The sequence below is a fragment of the Hymenobacter convexus genome (assembly GCF_030580955.1).
Classification (GTDB): domain Bacteria; phylum Bacteroidota; class Bacteroidia; order Cytophagales; family Hymenobacteraceae; genus Hymenobacter.
Window position 1 is genome coordinate 354493 of record NZ_JAUQON010000003.1, and the last position, 13967, is coordinate 368459.

Annotated in this window: 16 protein-coding genes; all 16 read right to left on the bottom strand. The window is 67.3% G+C overall.

The genetic code is table 11. The annotated features are described in order from the left end of the window. Positions 1–25: 25 nt before the first annotated feature. Positions 26–763 (bottom strand): GREB1-related protein, encoded by a 738-nt coding sequence (locus Q4S41_RS08190; protein WP_305030619.1) that lies wholly within the window; start codon positions 761–763, stop codon positions 26–28. Beyond that, positions 748–1371, bottom strand: a complete 624-nt coding sequence (locus Q4S41_RS08195; RefSeq protein WP_305030620.1) for a hypothetical protein — start codon at positions 1369–1371, stop codon at positions 748–750. Before Q4S41_RS08195 ends, Q4S41_RS08190 begins: the two co-directional genes overlap by 16 nt. Next, positions 1371–1553 carry a hypothetical protein gene (locus Q4S41_RS08200; protein WP_305030621.1) on the bottom strand — a complete coding sequence of 61 codons (183 nt, stop codon included), beginning with the start codon at positions 1551–1553 and terminating at the stop codon, positions 1371–1373. Before Q4S41_RS08200 ends, Q4S41_RS08195 begins: the two co-directional genes overlap by 1 nt. After that, positions 1550–2269: a hypothetical protein gene (locus tag Q4S41_RS08205; RefSeq protein WP_305030622.1), complete on the bottom strand. Its 720-nt coding sequence runs from the start codon at positions 2267–2269 to the stop codon at positions 1550–1552. The genes Q4S41_RS08200 and Q4S41_RS08205 overlap by 4 nt, the downstream gene beginning before the upstream one ends. A gap of 73 nt (positions 2270–2342) precedes the next feature. Then, positions 2343–2561, bottom strand: coding sequence for a hypothetical protein (locus Q4S41_RS08210; RefSeq protein WP_305030623.1), 219 nt, complete (start codon positions 2559–2561; stop codon positions 2343–2345). A gap of 227 nt (positions 2562–2788) precedes the next feature. Then, positions 2789–2983 (bottom strand): hypothetical protein, encoded by a 195-nt coding sequence (locus tag Q4S41_RS08215; RefSeq protein WP_305030624.1) that lies wholly within the window; start codon positions 2981–2983, stop codon positions 2789–2791. Positions 2984–3035: 52 nt separating this feature from the next. Beyond that, a complete protein-coding gene (locus Q4S41_RS08220; protein ID WP_305030625.1) occupies positions 3036–3707 on the bottom strand; it encodes a hypothetical protein in 672 nt (223 codons plus the stop codon). A 113-nt stretch (positions 3708–3820) separates the two neighbouring features. Then, the gene (locus tag Q4S41_RS08225; RefSeq protein ID WP_305030626.1) at positions 3821–4825 is read right to left on the bottom strand and encodes a hypothetical protein; all 1005 of its coding nucleotides are present in this window, start codon (positions 4823–4825) and stop codon (positions 3821–3823) included. A gap of 63 nt (positions 4826–4888) precedes the next feature. Beyond that, positions 4889–5317 (bottom strand): hypothetical protein, encoded by a 429-nt coding sequence (locus tag Q4S41_RS08230; protein ID WP_305030627.1) that lies wholly within the window; start codon positions 5315–5317, stop codon positions 4889–4891. Further along, on the bottom strand, positions 5307–6314 hold the full coding sequence (locus tag Q4S41_RS08235) for a S49 family peptidase (RefSeq protein WP_305030628.1): 1008 nt from the start codon (positions 6312–6314) through the stop codon (positions 5307–5309). Before Q4S41_RS08235 ends, Q4S41_RS08230 begins: the two co-directional genes overlap by 11 nt. Before the next feature lie 206 nt (positions 6315–6520). Further along, positions 6521–7012 (bottom strand): hypothetical protein, encoded by a 492-nt coding sequence (locus tag Q4S41_RS08240; RefSeq protein WP_305030629.1) that lies wholly within the window; start codon positions 7010–7012, stop codon positions 6521–6523. 4 nt (positions 7013–7016) lie between these two features. Continuing rightward, positions 7017–9296, bottom strand: coding sequence for a hypothetical protein (locus Q4S41_RS08245; RefSeq protein WP_305030630.1), 2280 nt, complete (start codon positions 9294–9296; stop codon positions 7017–7019). Further along, positions 9296–9841 (bottom strand): hypothetical protein, encoded by a 546-nt coding sequence (locus Q4S41_RS08250; RefSeq protein WP_305030631.1) that lies wholly within the window; start codon positions 9839–9841, stop codon positions 9296–9298. The genes Q4S41_RS08245 and Q4S41_RS08250 overlap by 1 nt, the downstream gene beginning before the upstream one ends. After that, positions 9841–10221 carry a DUF5675 family protein gene (locus tag Q4S41_RS08255; RefSeq protein WP_305030632.1) on the bottom strand — a complete coding sequence of 127 codons (381 nt, stop codon included), beginning with the start codon at positions 10219–10221 and terminating at the stop codon, positions 9841–9843. Before Q4S41_RS08255 ends, Q4S41_RS08250 begins: the two co-directional genes overlap by 1 nt. A 244-nt stretch (positions 10222–10465) precedes the next feature. After that, positions 10466–12268: a hypothetical protein gene (locus Q4S41_RS08260; protein ID WP_305030633.1), complete on the bottom strand. Its 1803-nt coding sequence runs from the start codon at positions 12266–12268 to the stop codon at positions 10466–10468. Further along, positions 12268–13962 carry a hypothetical protein gene (locus Q4S41_RS08265; RefSeq protein ID WP_305030634.1) on the bottom strand — a complete coding sequence of 565 codons (1695 nt, stop codon included), beginning with the start codon at positions 13960–13962 and terminating at the stop codon, positions 12268–12270. Before Q4S41_RS08265 ends, Q4S41_RS08260 begins: the two co-directional genes overlap by 1 nt. Between the last annotated feature and the right edge of the window lie 5 nt (positions 13963–13967).

Consider the following 13967-nt stretch of genomic DNA (forward strand, 5'->3'; position numbering starts at 1 on the left):
CCTAGCTAATTCAGCACAATTAAATTTAAAACGGCAGCTTCATCGTCTTCTGAAACGGATGCTTCCGCTTAGCCAGCTTGCCATCCTTCTTTTCCTGAATCGCATCACCGAAGCAGCGCTTCAGTAGCTCGAAGTCGGCCCTCTCCGCATCGATGTTCCGGAATTCGGCCAGCCCACCCTGGCCCACGAACGTATCCTTCTGAATGAAGGTGTAGCGCGTATCCTTCCAGATGATGCGGTGGTAGTAGGCGTTCAGGCAGGAAATCCAGTAATCCTCGTTGCAGATGATATCGGGGTTGTACCAGAGCTTCGAGCCGGCCAGCAGCCCGGTGGCGCAGCCGGTGATGTAGCCTGTAAGGCTGATAGGCGCCAGGCTCTTGTACATCGTCGGGTTGGGGTTGCTGGTGAAGCCCCAGAGGTACGCCCCGGCCTGTTTGGCGGCGTAGGCGGTTTCCTGCACGATGGCCTGCACCCGGTCGGGCGCCACGCTCACCTTCTCGCCGGCCGGCAGGTACATGCGCCGAAAGTCGGTGATGTCGTCGTCGAGCTGGAGCATGTCGCCGAAGTGAGAGTACATCCAGTTGCGCTTGCGGGCCAGGCCCACCACGCTATCGGGGTGCGTTACCAGCTCCGCGTCCGGGTGCGCCAGCGCGTACTCGGCCCGCTGGCTCTCCGGAATGCAGAGAATGGCCGAGGGCACCACCGCCAGGGTGAGGATGCGGCCGGCCCGCTTGTGCGAGGGAATGACTATCGGGACTTCCATTTCTCGCAGAAGACTTTCGCGTCGATGACGCGGGTTTGGCCCACTTCCTTGCTTTTGTAGCTCTGCTCCTTGGCCAGGCCCAGCACCTCGCGCACGAAGTTGGCGTCGATGTCGTTGCGGCAGACAATCACCACGGCGTCGTACTTCTCCGAAAACTCGGCCACAATCGGAAACTCCGCCTCCGCCTCCTTGCCGGCGCCGGTGGCTGCTTCGGCCTCGGCATCGAGCGCGCTCAGCTGCACGCCCACGTCGGCCATCACGTCGTCGTAGTCCTGGCGCAGAATGTCATCAATCCACTCGCCCTCGTTGACGTTGGACGCCAGGATGATTTTCCGGCGCTGGGTGTCCGTGAGCTCGCCGGTGGGCTCCAGTACCGTGACCTCGTAGCTCGGGCCGTAGAGGCCCAGCAGCAGGTTGTGGCGCTTGTTGAAGGTGAGCAGCACGCCCTCGTTGTCGACGGTGGCCGCTTCAAAGGTGCCGAGTTCGAGCAGCTTCTGCTCCAGACGGCGGCGCTTCTCGGCCGTGATTTTGCCGAAGGGGTTGTTTTCGAGCGGCGTGAGCTGGTCGAGGCGGCGCTGGACAGGCCGCCACATGCGGGGATGGGCCATCAGGAACGGTGGTAATGGTGGCGGCGCTCACGCTCGTGCACGCGCTGCCGGTGTTGATAATAGCGCCGCGACTTGCGCGGGGCCTGCTGAAAGCGGGGGGGCATCACGCACGAGAGCACGCACAGCCCCAGCATAAGGCCGACGACTACCAGCGCGATGCGGGCAAAGAGGCCGGTTCTCATGCCTGGGGCAGCGAGAGCTGCATTTCGAGGTGGGCCAGCTCTACGCCCATCTGGGCAATTTTCTGCTCCAGCTCGCTGCGCTTCTCGGCCGAGGTCGCGCTTTCGAGCTTCTTTTTGGCCTTGCTCAGGTTCGAGCGCAGGTTCTGGCGGTCTTTCACCAGTTGGGCCCGGTCCACTACCGGCGCGGCTTCAGGGGCGGGCTGCTCCGCCTCCAGGGCCACGGCCTCGCCGGCCACCAGGCGCCGGCGTTTCTCCGAGAGGGCGTTGTACTGGTTTTGCAGGCGCAGGATTTCGCCCACGACGCGCGGGCCCTCGGCCGGCGCGAGGTCGGCCAGCGTGTTGCTCAGCTGGCACCGCTGATTGTACACCCGCTGCATGAGCTGGGTGAGCTCGTCCACCTCCGCGCGCACGGCTTCGGGCACTGCCTCGGGCGCGGGCTGCTCGGCCAGCGGCTCGACCACCGGGGCCACCGCGCCCTGCACCGCTTGCGCGAAGTGGCTCAGCACTTCCTGCACGTCGCCCAGCCGGCCGCCGCAGCCCACCTTCACCAGCTCGTAGCGCAGCTTCGCGCGGCTCGAGTCCGACTCTTTGCGCAGCAGCATGCTGACCAGGCTGCGCGGGCCGCCGTGCTCCTGCAGCAGCAGCACGCCGGCGCGGTAGTCGGCCGACTCGCCGGCTTCGAGCCAGCTGATAACCCCTTCTCGTTCTTGTCCCATCGTTGGATTGCTTGGATTTCAGGTTCGTTGAAATCCAAGCTAGCCGAAGGAGCCGGCGGCCCGTAGGACGCAATCAGGCGAGCAGCAGGGCGTAAAACGTGGCTACCTCCTGCCGGCGGTCGCTGAGCTCGAGCACCTGGTAGGGCTCGGCAAACGCATCGGTTTCGGCCAGCAACTCCTCAATGAGCGCCAGGTACTGGCGCACGCCTTCCCGCAGTTTTTTGGGTTTGATGCCGTGCTCCGTGAGCACCTGCGCGAGGGGCGGCAACCGGGAAAAGGGAGCGGGGGACATGGGCAGCGCCAGGAAAAGCCGGAGGAATCGCTGCGAATTACCTGTGACGCCAAAACGCCCCAGAAACTACGGGACTTGCACCCGCGCGCTCCCCCGGCCGTTTCCAGGGAAGGCACGGCCGAGGGGCATTTTGGCAAGAAGGGTAACAGGTAATTCGCGGGGGCGAAGATAAAAGCAAAAAGCCCCGCCGGGATGGGCGGGGCTTTTTGCTCAAACACTGGCTGGGCCTACTTCGGGGCCTCCTCAGCGGCCGCGAGGGCTTTGGCAGCCGCCTTGGGCGACCTGGCCTTCAGCACGTGGGTTTTGCCCACCAGCTCGTCGGCCAGATCATCCGTGATTTTGTCGAACGCAATGTTGTCGCCCTTGTAGTTGAGGCCCTTCAGGCCGTTGGTGTTCACCAGCTCATACTTGGTCAGTGCCATGTAAGTACTTGTTTACGAATGAGGAATAATTGAACAGCCCTGGGGGCCTGGCTTACGCCTTCAGCGGAATGGCCGCCGTGTAGTAGTACGGCACGTGGGTGAAGCCCTCGCCCGCGAACTTGAAGTCCGTGCCGTTCTTGTCGCCACCTTTCTTGCCGCTCTTGTAGTCGTGGTCGAAGATGACGCCCCGGCGCTTGTCGCCGGCGATGCGCTGGTTGCCGTTGCTGTCGCGGCCAATCACCACGAAGTCACCGTTCAGGGCCGCTTGAATCACGGCATCGGTTTCGGCCGAGCCCCGGGGCACGTAGGTGTTCACCTCGTGCTTGATGCTCTTGTTGCCCACCTCGCCGCCGCTGCTGTGGTTCACCTCGCCGGTGTCCTGGGCGAATTCCCACGGCACGAAGCCGCAACCGGTTTTGGGCACGATGGCCGTGCTGACGGTTACCTTGTCGGCATCCGGCTCGGGGAACGTCTCGATGTCGCGCCGACGAATCACGTGCAGGTCGGTCAGGCCGCCGGGGTTGGGGCACTCGTCGAGGACGATGGCCTCAATGGGCACAATGGTGCAGGCCAGGGCGCTGCCGCTGGTGCCCACCAGGAAGGTGAGCAGCGCCGGCCCGTGGGGCAGGGCGTGGGCCACGGCCAGCGCGTGCTGCGGGAACATCGTGGCGGCCAGGAAAAGCAACATGCCGAACAGCATGCCGAATTGCAGGATTTTTTTCATGAGTGATAAAGAAGAATGGAAAGCGGGGGATGGTACCAGGTGAGATGCTTCGCGGCGGGAACTGAAAAGCCCAGGGCCCCAGCTACCCCTTCGGGCAGCCGGGGCCGTTTGGCTTAGGCCGGGTCGGGCTCGGCCGCTTCGGCGGCAATCAGCGCCTGGCCGAATTCCAGCGCGGCGTCGTTGCACCACACGTACTCGGCAATACTGATATCGGGCGCGGCCTGGAAGTCGCACATGATGTCCACGTTGCGCTTGCTCTTCTCGATGAGGAACGAGTTGGGGCCCCCGCCCAGCGGGCCGGTCAGCCACACCAGGTTGTCGGCCGGCGTGATGATGACGCCGCCGGTGTCGGCCAGGCCGGGCTCGGGCGTGATGGTGATGGTCGTGCCGTCAATTGTGGTGTGCGAGAAGCCGCCGGTGTTGTTCGTGTTGGCGCCGAACGTGTTGCGGTAGTCGCGGTTGTAGAACGTGGCCGCGGTGGGCTCGACCAGCATCACCAGGTTGCGGTTGCGCAGGTGCGAGGGCACCTTGTCCGAAATGCCTTCGAGCTGGTCGATGGCGTTGTTCTGGGTGATGGGCACGCCGGCGAAGATGTTGCCGGCCGGCACCACGCCCGCCTTCGAGAGCAGGGGCAACAGACCGTCAAACACGCGGTTGGCGGTTTTCTTGTCCTTGTTGTACACGCCCTTGAACACGGCGTCGAGGTGCATTTCCTCCTTGGCGCGCTCGGCCAGCTTGTCGATGATGTACTGCTGGAACGGCACGTCGTACACCGAGCCCTGCTTGCTCTTGGCAATGCGGCCCAGGTAGCCCTTCCACATGGCCAGGATATCCGAGGGCTTGAGCGTGTAGTCGATTTTGCACTCGCGCACCTTGCCGATGCGGTTCTTGAAGCCCACCGTGCCCTTCGGGTCGAAGGTGTCCTTGCCGCCGGGCTGGAGCACGCTCGACACGAAAATCTGGGTCAGGGCCAGCTCGTCGGTCACGTCGGGGAACAGCCCCATGTAGTTGAGAAACGACTGGCCGGTAATGAGAATGGTCGTGAGCAGCTGCTCCGACTCGCGCAGGGTGTAGCCCTGCATTTTGGCGGGCAAGCCCGAGAAATCAATTGCTGACATGCGAAGTATGCCGTAAAGCGAAAACGTGAAAAATTGAATGAATGACTACTGACGGCAGGGGGCCTATTTCTCGCCGACGCGCTTTTTGGCGCTGGCAATGGCTTTGGAAGCGGCGACTTCCCACGAAGCTTTCGGGCCCTCGTCCTCGCTGTCGAGGTCGTTGCTGTCGTCTTCCTGGCGGCCATCGGTGGCCTTTTGGTTTTTCTTCCACTCCTCGAGCGTGGCCACCTTCTTGTTGGCGGCGTCCAGCTCGCCCGTCACTTTCGTGATGGTTTCGTTGGCGGTGGTGAGGCTGGCCGTCGCGGTGTCGAGCGCGGTCTGGGCCGTCACCCGAGCGGCTTCAGCCACGTTGGCGCGGGTATCGGCGTCGGCTTTCTCCTGGGTGAGCAGCGCGATTTTGTCATCAGCCGCCTGCAAGTGGGCTTCCGTCACCGCGTCGGTGCTGTTCTTCAGGCCCATGGCGCTGAGGATGTTCTTAAATTCAAATGCCATTGTGTAATTGGAGGGTTTGAGTGATGGATGAAGCGAGTTTGCCCGAGCCCGACTGGGCCAGCTGCGCGGCTTTGTTGACGGCATCCTGCAGCGAGCCGATGGCATCGACCAGGCCGTGCTTTTTGGCCTCGGCGCCGCGGTAGACTTTGCCGGTGAAGACGTCCTCTTTCGTGCTCAGCTTGCCGGCGCGGCCCTTCTCCACGGCCGCGATGAAGGTTTCGCCAATCTGGTCGAGGTCGGCCTGCACCGAGGCGCGCACCGCGTCGCTGAGCGGCTCCACCGGGTTGAGGCGGGCCTTGTCCACGGCGCGGCCGGAGCGCAGGATTTCAACCTTGTAGCCCTGCTTTTCCAGGAAGGCTTCCTGGTTGATGCTCATGCAGAGCACGCCCAGGCTGCCGGCGTACCCGGTCGAGGCCGAGTTGATGAAGATGTAGCTGGCCTGGCTGGCAATCCAGTACGCGGCCGAAGCGCCCAGCCCGTCGATGTAGGCCACCACGGGCTTGGCGCTCAGCGCGCAGGCCTGGGCCAGCTCCTCGGTGCCGTCCACCTGCCCGCCGGGCGAGTCGATGTCGAGCACGATGGCGGCAATCTCGGGGTCGCGGTTGGCGGCGTTGAGCTGGGCCACCAGGTCCTTCGTGCCCAGGGAGCAGTAGCCGCCGCGCTTCTGCACGGTGCCCTGAATCGGCAGCACGGCCACTTTCGAGCCGCTGGTGTTGGCCGAGCCACCACCGCGGGGGCCGGCCAGCACCTGGCCCAGGCTCGCGGCCAGGCCGGCGGCGGGTGCCGGGTGTAGCACCCCGTTCCCGATGGCTTCGGCCACGGCCTGCCACATCGTGGCGTAGCCGTCCTTGTCCACGTGGGGGTAACGGCGCGGCTTCGATTCTTCGGCCACCAGCGCGGGCAGGCCCTGGGCCAGGCGCGCCAGGATGCGCTCCTTGGCCAGGCCGTAATACGTTGATTCAAGCGCCCAAGCGGAACTGGTGAGCAAATCTTCCATGGATAGCCCGCTTTGGTGGCGGTATACAATGTTCGCCTTTTGCCCCGCCGGCCCATAGGACGGTTTTGCACCCCCGAAAAAGCCCCGCCGGGTGGGGCGGGGCTTGGTGTTTTAGCGCAGAGGCAACTTCCAGCAGGCGGCCACGAGGGCCATGGCCAGCAGCACGAGCACGGCCGCGCGCAGGTAGGTGGCGAAGGTGCGGGGCATCAGGCGGCAGGCTCCTCGTCGTGGCCGAAGCGATACCAGGGCGGGCCATCGGCGGCGTCCATCGCCGCCTCCAGCTGGGCCACCTGCGTTTCGCTGGGCAGCGCGTGCATCTGCTGGCCAAAGGCGTTGCCGCGCTCGGCCAGCGGGCGCGGGTCGTTGGCCAGCAGGTCAGCCCACTCCTGGTCGGTTTCCCGGTGGCGGGTGTAGACAATCTCCTGGGTCCGGACGTCGATGATTTCCGAATTGAGGGCCTTGTAGGTGGCTTTGTAGTTGGCCACCACGGCGCCGGCATCGGCGCCGGCCGTGCCGTCCGCGTTGGTGAAAAAATGCCGCACCCACACCTCCACATAGACTTCCACGTCGCCGGTTTGAGGGTTTTGCACCGGGTAGTGCGTCAGGTAGCGCTGCACGCGCTGAAAGACGAGCGGGCCAATGTGCAGCGGGCGGATGGCGCGGTCGATGAAGGGCGGGGCGGAAAGGACGAGCGGCATGGGGCTACCAGGTTAAGACTTCGTTGAGGGAAAAGCGGGGCCGCAGCGCGTCGTAGTTCTGCACCTCGATGGCGGCGTCCGTGTAGGTTCGGATGTTCACGTAGTCGCCCGCATCCAGGGCCAGCGGGTTGCTGGCCATGCTCAGCGAGGAGTAGAACAGGCCGGCGCCGTCCGCCCCCACCAGGCAGGGCGTGTTCACCGAGCGCGCGCTGCCGTAGTCGCCGTTGACGCTTGCGATGGCCTGGATGGGCCGAAACTGGCTGCTGCCGATGCAGTAAGCCGTGAGCGCCGGCTCGTAAAGGCCCTTGCGCAAGGCCCGGATGGCCAGGCCCGCCGCGAACAGCATCTCGTCCGGGGCGTTGCCGCTGACCTTCTGCGTGAAGTTCAGGGTGGTAATTTGCTGCCCCCCCAGCGCTTGGTTGCCGGCCGGAAAGCCGACCGTGAGCACCAGCGGGATGGAACGGCCACCCAGCTTTCGCCAGCTCGTGCCGTTGCTCCACAGCAGGGCCACCTCGCGGGACCACATGCGCCGGGCGGGTTCGCCGTCGATGTCGGCGGCCTGCAGCTCCCACATGCCGCTGGCCGAGTTGCCAACCTGAATGCTGATGAGCTTGCCGGCCACGTCGGCCGCCGCCGGCAGCGCCACCGTCCACAGCGACTGGCCGGTGCCGGTGAACACGTGGTGCTTGCCCATGTCGGCCACGGTCAGCACGGTGTTGGTGGCGTGCGCCACGAAGTTCACGTAGTCGATGCCCCCGCCGCCGGTGGCCGTAATGACGTTTTGCGGGCTGATGTTAATCCCCGCGCCGGCGGTGTAGGTCGTGCCGGCGCCGGGCGTGGGCGTCAGGGTGCTGCCGCGCATGACGATGGTGTGGCCGCTGGCCTGCTGCTTGAGCACAAACCACTCGCCCGGCTGAAACGCTACGCTGGGGTTGCCGTCGATGGTGGCGGGCGCGGTGGCGTTCAGCTTCGCCGCCCGCTGGCCGATGACGCGGTACAGGTCCACCTTGCCGTAGCTGCTCGGGTCGGTGGCCGGATTGTCGAGCTGCACGTTGGTTTCGTTCAGCGTGTAGGACTTGCCCCCGTTTAGCCCGGGGGAGAGCGTGGCCCCGGCCGCGACTTCTATCTGGTAGTTGGGCGTAAAGGCCGTGGCGGCCTTCGTGGCCAGGATGGTCGTGGCGTAGGCCTGGGTCAGGTAACCGTCGGAAGCGAAGCCCAAGCGGGTATACGCCACGGGAATCCGGCCCAGCACCTCGTTGGTGGCGCTGACCAGACTGGTTTTGGTGGTCGTTCGCAGGTCATCGAGCGGCCCCACGGTGACCGCCAAGTCCGTGACCTCCTGTTCCAGAAACACCAAATCGGCTTCCACATCGCCGAGCCGCGTATCAAGCCCGCCGATGAGCCCGCGCACGTCCGTGTCGTCGTAACCGGCGGGCGTAATGGCCCCGGTGTGGATATCCACCCGCACCGGCTCGCCGTTGAGCACGCCCACGTGCGCAAACCGTTTGGCCTCGGTGCCCACCAGCTCCACGTACTGGCCCCCCGTCTCCACCGCGTAGCGCACGCCCGACTGCACGGCTTCGTCGGCGTCGAGCGCGATGGCCGTGGCCTGGCTGATACGCAAAAAGAACGGCGGGGCCACGGTGGCCACCTCCTCGGGCGCAATGCGCCGCCAGTTCAGGTCGCCGGCAGCTGCTGTGGGCGCGGGCAGGGTGCCGGCTGCCAGGGCCGCAAAGAAGTATTCGGCCGAGGTACCGGCAAAGTCCCGCACCGGCTCGCCCACCTTGAAATCGTAGCCGCCGGCACCGGCGATGGTTTGCAGGTAGTCGTAGGTCGGCACGCCGGAGATGGGGTCGCTCAGCGGCACCCACCGCGCCTGCAGGCGCGCGCCCACCACCATCCGCCCGGTGCGGTACGCCCACACGCCATTGTCACCGGGCGTGCGCGCCGGGTCGCCGTCGAACATGAGCCGGAACGAAGCGCCCATGCCGCCGCGCAGCGGAAACTCCACCCAGGCCAGCATGCCCAGGCAGAAGTTGGCGTCGTTCTCCCCCTCCAGGCAGTCGCCGGCCGACACGCCGCCGGCGGCCAGCAGCTGGGCCGCCGTCTCGAAGCGCACGCGCAGGTCGGCGCCCGGCGAGAAGTTCGGCGGCTGGTTTTTGAGGTGGGCAATCAGGCCGGCCAGGCCCGTGCGGGCCATCGCGGGCGTGATGCGGCCGTCCGTGTTGTCCGGAAATTGCTGGGCGACTATCGCCAGCGCCTCGTCTTCGTCGTGGGGGTACATCAGCTAAAGCCAAAATGGAAGCCCGCCGACCAGGCGCGGCGGGCAGCTGGCGTCGGGAGTTCCTGTTCTAAGTAAAAGGGGGCGCGCACCGGCAGCACGCCGCTGAAGGTGAAGGTGAGCGCGTTGCGGTCGGTGCCCTTCTTGCCGGTTTCCGTGCCGATGAGCAGCCTGAGCGGCCACTCGGGCGTGCCGGCCAGCTTGGTGCGGCCGTTGCCGTCGAGGAAAGCCACCAGGTAGCGCCCGCCGGAGAGCCGGGCCACGGCCTCGCTCACGTCGGGCGCGTCGCCGGCGATGAGCAGCGGCAGCTTCACTTGGTAGAAGTCGCCCTGAGCGTCCTCGGCCGGCTCCTCGCTGTAGCCGGCCGAGTCGGCCAGGAAGTACAGGTCGGCATAGTTGCCGGCCTGGCGCAGCGGCAGGGCCGGCAGCACGCAGGCCACGGGCTCGGGGTAGCTGAGTACGTTGCCCACCGGCCACACCCGCACGCCCGAGAGCAGGCCGCCCACGTTCACGCAGTCGTCAGGGGGAATGGAGAGCAGCGGCAGCATCAGCGAATCGTGAGCGTAAGGGCGTCGAAGCCGATGAGCAGGCCCATGAGCTGCTCGAAGGCCTCCACCGTTTTGTAGATGCTGGCCCGGTTGGGCATGTGCGCCAGGCCGACCAGCACGCAGGCGTCGGTGTGCGCGGGCTTGGTGCCGCAGTGCATGCGCACGCCCCACTTGGCCGGCACGTGCGGCCCCACCAGCAGGGGCATGAGCTTGTGAAACTTGGGGCTCACGTCCAGGCTCACCTGGTACACGTCGGCCGGAATGGCCACGCCCACCCGCTCCAGGGTGTAGCACACGAATTTTCCGTTCAGCAGCAACTCGCCCAGGATGCCGCCGGCAACCGGCGCGTGGCGCCGCAATTCCAGTTCTGCTTTCTTCATGCGGCCAAGTAGCCACAATCCAGCACCCGTGCGTAGGCCGCTGGCCGGGGGCACCGGCCGGGCCGGTCGACTGGCAATTGCCACCCCGGCCCCCGGCATCGGCTGGCAACTACCCCACCCCCTACCCTCCGCTCTCGGAGAGGGGTTGGGGAAGAACTGGCAAATTCTGGGGAAGAACTGGCAAATTTATTTTTACGCCCATCCCCCCCTTTTTTTCGGGCGACCCGTATTGCTTCCCCCCTTTTTAGAGCCGCACCAATTCCACGGTGGCCGGCTTGCGCAGCGGCGCGGTGGCCGAGAGCTTGCGCACCAGGTAGCGCACGCCGGCCAGCTGCACCGGCGTTACCAGGTCGAGCCGGGCCAGGTCGGCGGCGCTCAGTCGCAGCGGCAGCTGGTAGGCGGCGGCCCGCAGCTTCACGGCCAGCCAGCCGGCCAGCAGCTGGGCGTAGGTGCCGGCCGGCCCACTCAGGCGCACGCTCAGCGTGCCGCTGGCCGAGTCGGGCGAAAGCTGCGGGTAGTGGCCCAGCCCATCGGCGGTTGGCTGCAGGCCGTTGTAAAAAAGCAGGTGCAGCGCGGAGCTGCGGGCTACATCGGCCGCGTCGGCCCGGTAGACGGGCTGCGAGATAGCGGGGACCGGGTCGGCATCGGTTTGGCCCGACACCCACGTGGGCAACACGGCCGTGTAGCTGATGCGCTGCGCTTGCTCGTCCCCGCCGCCGTTCACCGGCACGTTGGGCAGGCGCAGCACCAGCGGCGCCCAGGTCAGGTTCACCTCCGTGGCGCTGCGCGCGCTCAGCGTGCAGCTATAATACGTATCGAGGGCTTCGACGAGGCGGGCCTGGCCGTTCTGCGGATTGTCGGCCAGCCGCGCCGTGGCCGGCAAGTCGGCCACGGTGGCCACCGCCGCGAGCGTGAGCGTGGCCGCCGGCTGCTTGGTGAGCCAATCCTTCGTCAGCTCGTCGCTGCTGTCCATGAGATACGTGAGCGTCAGGCCCGCCGCATCGCCCACGCTCACCTCGGCCGCGCCGGCCAGCAGGTGGCTCAGGTCGAGGTAGGCGGCATCGGCGGCCACCTGCTCAAACAGGTACGCCGTGCGCACCAGCCCGCTCAGCCGGTCTTGGTAGAGCACGATGCCCAAATCCTGGCGCAGGGCGGCCAGCAACTCGCCAAAGGTCAGCTCGGGCAGCACGTCGGCCAGCGAAAAGCGCAGCGTGGCCACGTCGCCGCGGTCGACCAGGCGCGCGTTGCCGGCCAGCACCAAATCACCCAGCTCGCCCGGCAAAAACCCGTCGGCATCAATGGCCAGGCCGCACTCCTGCAGCGCGGCCCGCAACACGTAGCGCAGCTTCGGGTAGGGGCAGTACGCCGGCAGCATTTCGAATTGCTGAAACTGCGCGGCGCCCGGCAGCGCCAGGTCAATGTTGTAGCTGAAGCTGCCGCCGGCCGGCATGCCCAGCAGCTGCGCGCCGTACACGGCCCACACGTTCACCGTGCGGGGCGGAAACGGCAGCGGGTCGGGCGTGACGCTGGCCGTTTTCTCCGCCTCGGTCCGGTACTCGTTCCGGAGCGGAGCAAATACGTAGTCGTAGGCGGCCGGATTGGCCACCACCTCGTTGGCGTGGCGCACCAGGCCCGGCATGAGCAGCGGGCTGCCCGGGTCGATGGGCACCAGGCGCTCGACTTCGCGCAGCCCGCCGTAGGCAAAGCTGCTCAGCGGCCGCTCGCTCAGCCCCGCCCCGCTCAGCCCGCCGCCCACGGCCACGCTGTACTGCTTGGCCGAAGCCGAGCGCACCCGCTGGCTGCCGCTGAGCAGCGGCACCCCGCTTTCGGCCAGTTCGGCCGGCAGCAGCCCGCCGGGTTCGGCGGCCGCGTCGGGCCGCTCCGGATAGCCGTAGAGCGGCCCGTTGGGCGGGGCCGGCACGTTGAACGAATACGAGAAGGTGCCCCGTATCGTGTCCTCGTCGAAGAGCGGCGAGTTGTACTCCAGCTGCGCGCTGGTGCCGGGGGTCAGGACGACGGGCCGGCCGGCGGAAGTGAGTTCGAGCATCAGAAATTGGCGTAGGCGGTGGGCGCGAAGGCGTAGTCGAATTCGAGCAGCAGCCCGCGCAGGGGCTGCTCGTCGGAGTAGTAGGCCAGCTGGCGCTTGGCCGCGTCAAGGGGCAGCACCCGGCCGGGCTGCCACTCCCACAGCTCGCGGCTGAGCACCAGCTCCTGCAGCCAGCGCAGCTGCCCGGCCTTCAGCCAGCCGGTGGCCAGCCGGAGCTTGCGGCTGGCCACCACGTCGTAGGCCTGGCGCTCGGCCGCCGGCGCCGGGCCGCCGGGCGTGGCCACCAGCTCCGTGCTCGCGGCCGCGCCCTCCAGCGTGGCCTCGAGCCGGCCTTCGGTGCGCAGCGTGTCGCAGCCGCCCAGCGAGTTGGTGAACAGCAGGTAGCGGGTGCGCGGCGTGGGGTCGACCATTTGATAGGTGACCAGGCCGCTCACAAAATCGCCGGCCGGGTCATAAAGCGACACGCTCACCGAATCGGTACCGGCGCGGGGCAGCACCGGAATGGCCACGAGCCGGTTCTGGGCGCCGCGGCCGCCGGCCAGGTTCAGCGTTTCGTCCACCACCAGCGGCGGGCTGCCGGCGAAGCCCGTCCGGACGTAGGAGCGCCGGATGGTGAGCACCGAAGGCACGGCCGCCGGGCAGAGCCAGAACAGCCACTCCGGCTGCTCCGGTGTGAGCGTCTTGCCCGCCGGCTGCCAGCTCAGAAACGGCGGCTGGCCGTAGGCTTCGAGGCGGTAGGCAAAGTAGTCGACGTCGCGCCGCTCGGCCGGCAGGCCGCCGCGCAGGGCCGTGCGCAGCGGCCCGGTGGTGTAGGCCGGGGCCTGGCCGGCGGCGTACACCACCGTGCGCAGGAAGTAGTTCACCAGCGGGGTGCGGCAGAGCTGCGCGCCCACGGCGGCCGCCGGCGGCACCCAGGCCGCGAGCCGGGGCCAGAGCACGCCGTCGAGCTGAAACGCCACCCGGCCCTGCGCATCGGCCCACTTGCGAAACTCAAACACCTGGCTGAAGTCCTCCGCCCCGTGGGCGCTTTCGACCCACACCTGCACCAGCACCTGGGCCCCGGCCGGCACGCCGGCGGGCTGGTACCAGAGCGGCTGGCCCACGAAGTCCACGCCGGTGGGCGCGCCGGCCGGCACCACCAGCAGCGGGGCCGCGCTCACCACCACCGTCACCGACCGCGTGCAGCCCGCCACGCCGGTGTCGCGCAGGCGCACCGTGCGCGTGCCGGGCTGCACCGCGAATTCAGGGTCGGCCTGCTCCGGCCCGCCGTCGAGCGCGTAGCGCATGGCCCCCACGGCCACGCCGTCGAAGTGGGCCGTGAGCGTGAGGCCCGCCGGCGTGCCGCCCTGGGTGAGGCTGGCCGTGCCCAGGGCGCAGCTGGGCCCGGGCGGGGTGGGCGGGCTCCAGCCGCAGTACAGCGCGCTGTGCGTTTCGATGCGGCTGCTCACCGCCGTGCCACCGCCGTAGACCCACACCGTGGCCGAGAGGTCGGCGTCGCATTCCACGTGCAGCACGTCGCCGGCCTGGCGGTGCACGGCCGGCGGCACCGGGTCGAGCAGGGCCGCGTTGCGCGACTCGTAGAAGGGCACAATCTGGTGGGTGTCCGTGTCGAAGGCCGTGCCGGTGCCGACGAGGGTTTTGCCGCCGCCGCCGTTGCCGGTGGCCGTCCACGTGGTGTTTACTTCGATGAGCATGAGGC

Excerpts from the sequence above, each read along its gene's own strand:
- Q4S41_RS08190 (WP_305030619.1), bottom strand. The coding sequence starts at position 763 with ATGGAAGTCCCGATAGTCATTCCCTCGCACAAGCGGGCCGGCCGCATC.
- Q4S41_RS08195 (WP_305030620.1), bottom strand. The coding sequence starts at position 1,371 with ATGGCCCATCCCCGCATGTGGCGGCCTGTCCAGCGCCGCCTCGACCAG.
- Q4S41_RS08200 (WP_305030621.1), bottom strand. The coding sequence starts at position 1,553 with ATGAGAACCGGCCTCTTTGCCCGCATCGCGCTGGTAGTCGTCGGCCTT.
- Q4S41_RS08205 (WP_305030622.1), bottom strand. The coding sequence starts at position 2,269 with ATGGGACAAGAACGAGAAGGGGTTATCAGCTGGCTCGAAGCCGGCGAG.
- Q4S41_RS08210 (WP_305030623.1), bottom strand. The coding sequence starts at position 2,561 with ATGTCCCCCGCTCCCTTTTCCCGGTTGCCGCCCCTCGCGCAGGTGCTC.
- Q4S41_RS08215 (WP_305030624.1), bottom strand. The coding sequence starts at position 2,983 with ATGGCACTGACCAAGTATGAGCTGGTGAACACCAACGGCCTGAAGGGC.
- Q4S41_RS08220 (WP_305030625.1), bottom strand. The coding sequence starts at position 3,707 with ATGAAAAAAATCCTGCAATTCGGCATGCTGTTCGGCATGTTGCTTTTC.
- Q4S41_RS08225 (WP_305030626.1), bottom strand. The coding sequence starts at position 4,825 with ATGTCAGCAATTGATTTCTCGGGCTTGCCCGCCAAAATGCAGGGCTAC.
- Q4S41_RS08230 (WP_305030627.1), bottom strand. The coding sequence starts at position 5,317 with ATGGCATTTGAATTTAAGAACATCCTCAGCGCCATGGGCCTGAAGAAC.
- Q4S41_RS08235 (WP_305030628.1), bottom strand. The coding sequence starts at position 6,314 with ATGGAAGATTTGCTCACCAGTTCCGCTTGGGCGCTTGAATCAACGTAT.
- Q4S41_RS08240 (WP_305030629.1), bottom strand. The coding sequence starts at position 7,012 with ATGCCGCTCGTCCTTTCCGCCCCGCCCTTCATCGACCGCGCCATCCGC.
- Q4S41_RS08245 (WP_305030630.1), bottom strand. The coding sequence starts at position 9,296 with ATGTACCCCCACGACGAAGACGAGGCGCTGGCGATAGTCGCCCAGCAA.
- Q4S41_RS08250 (WP_305030631.1), bottom strand. The coding sequence starts at position 9,841 with ATGCTGCCGCTGCTCTCCATTCCCCCTGACGACTGCGTGAACGTGGGC.
- Q4S41_RS08255 (WP_305030632.1), bottom strand. The coding sequence starts at position 10,221 with ATGAAGAAAGCAGAACTGGAATTGCGGCGCCACGCGCCGGTTGCCGGC.
- Q4S41_RS08260 (WP_305030633.1), bottom strand. The coding sequence starts at position 12,268 with ATGCTCGAACTCACTTCCGCCGGCCGGCCCGTCGTCCTGACCCCCGGC.
- Q4S41_RS08265 (WP_305030634.1), bottom strand. The coding sequence starts at position 13,962 with ATGCTCATCGAAGTAAACACCACGTGGACGGCCACCGGCAACGGCGGC.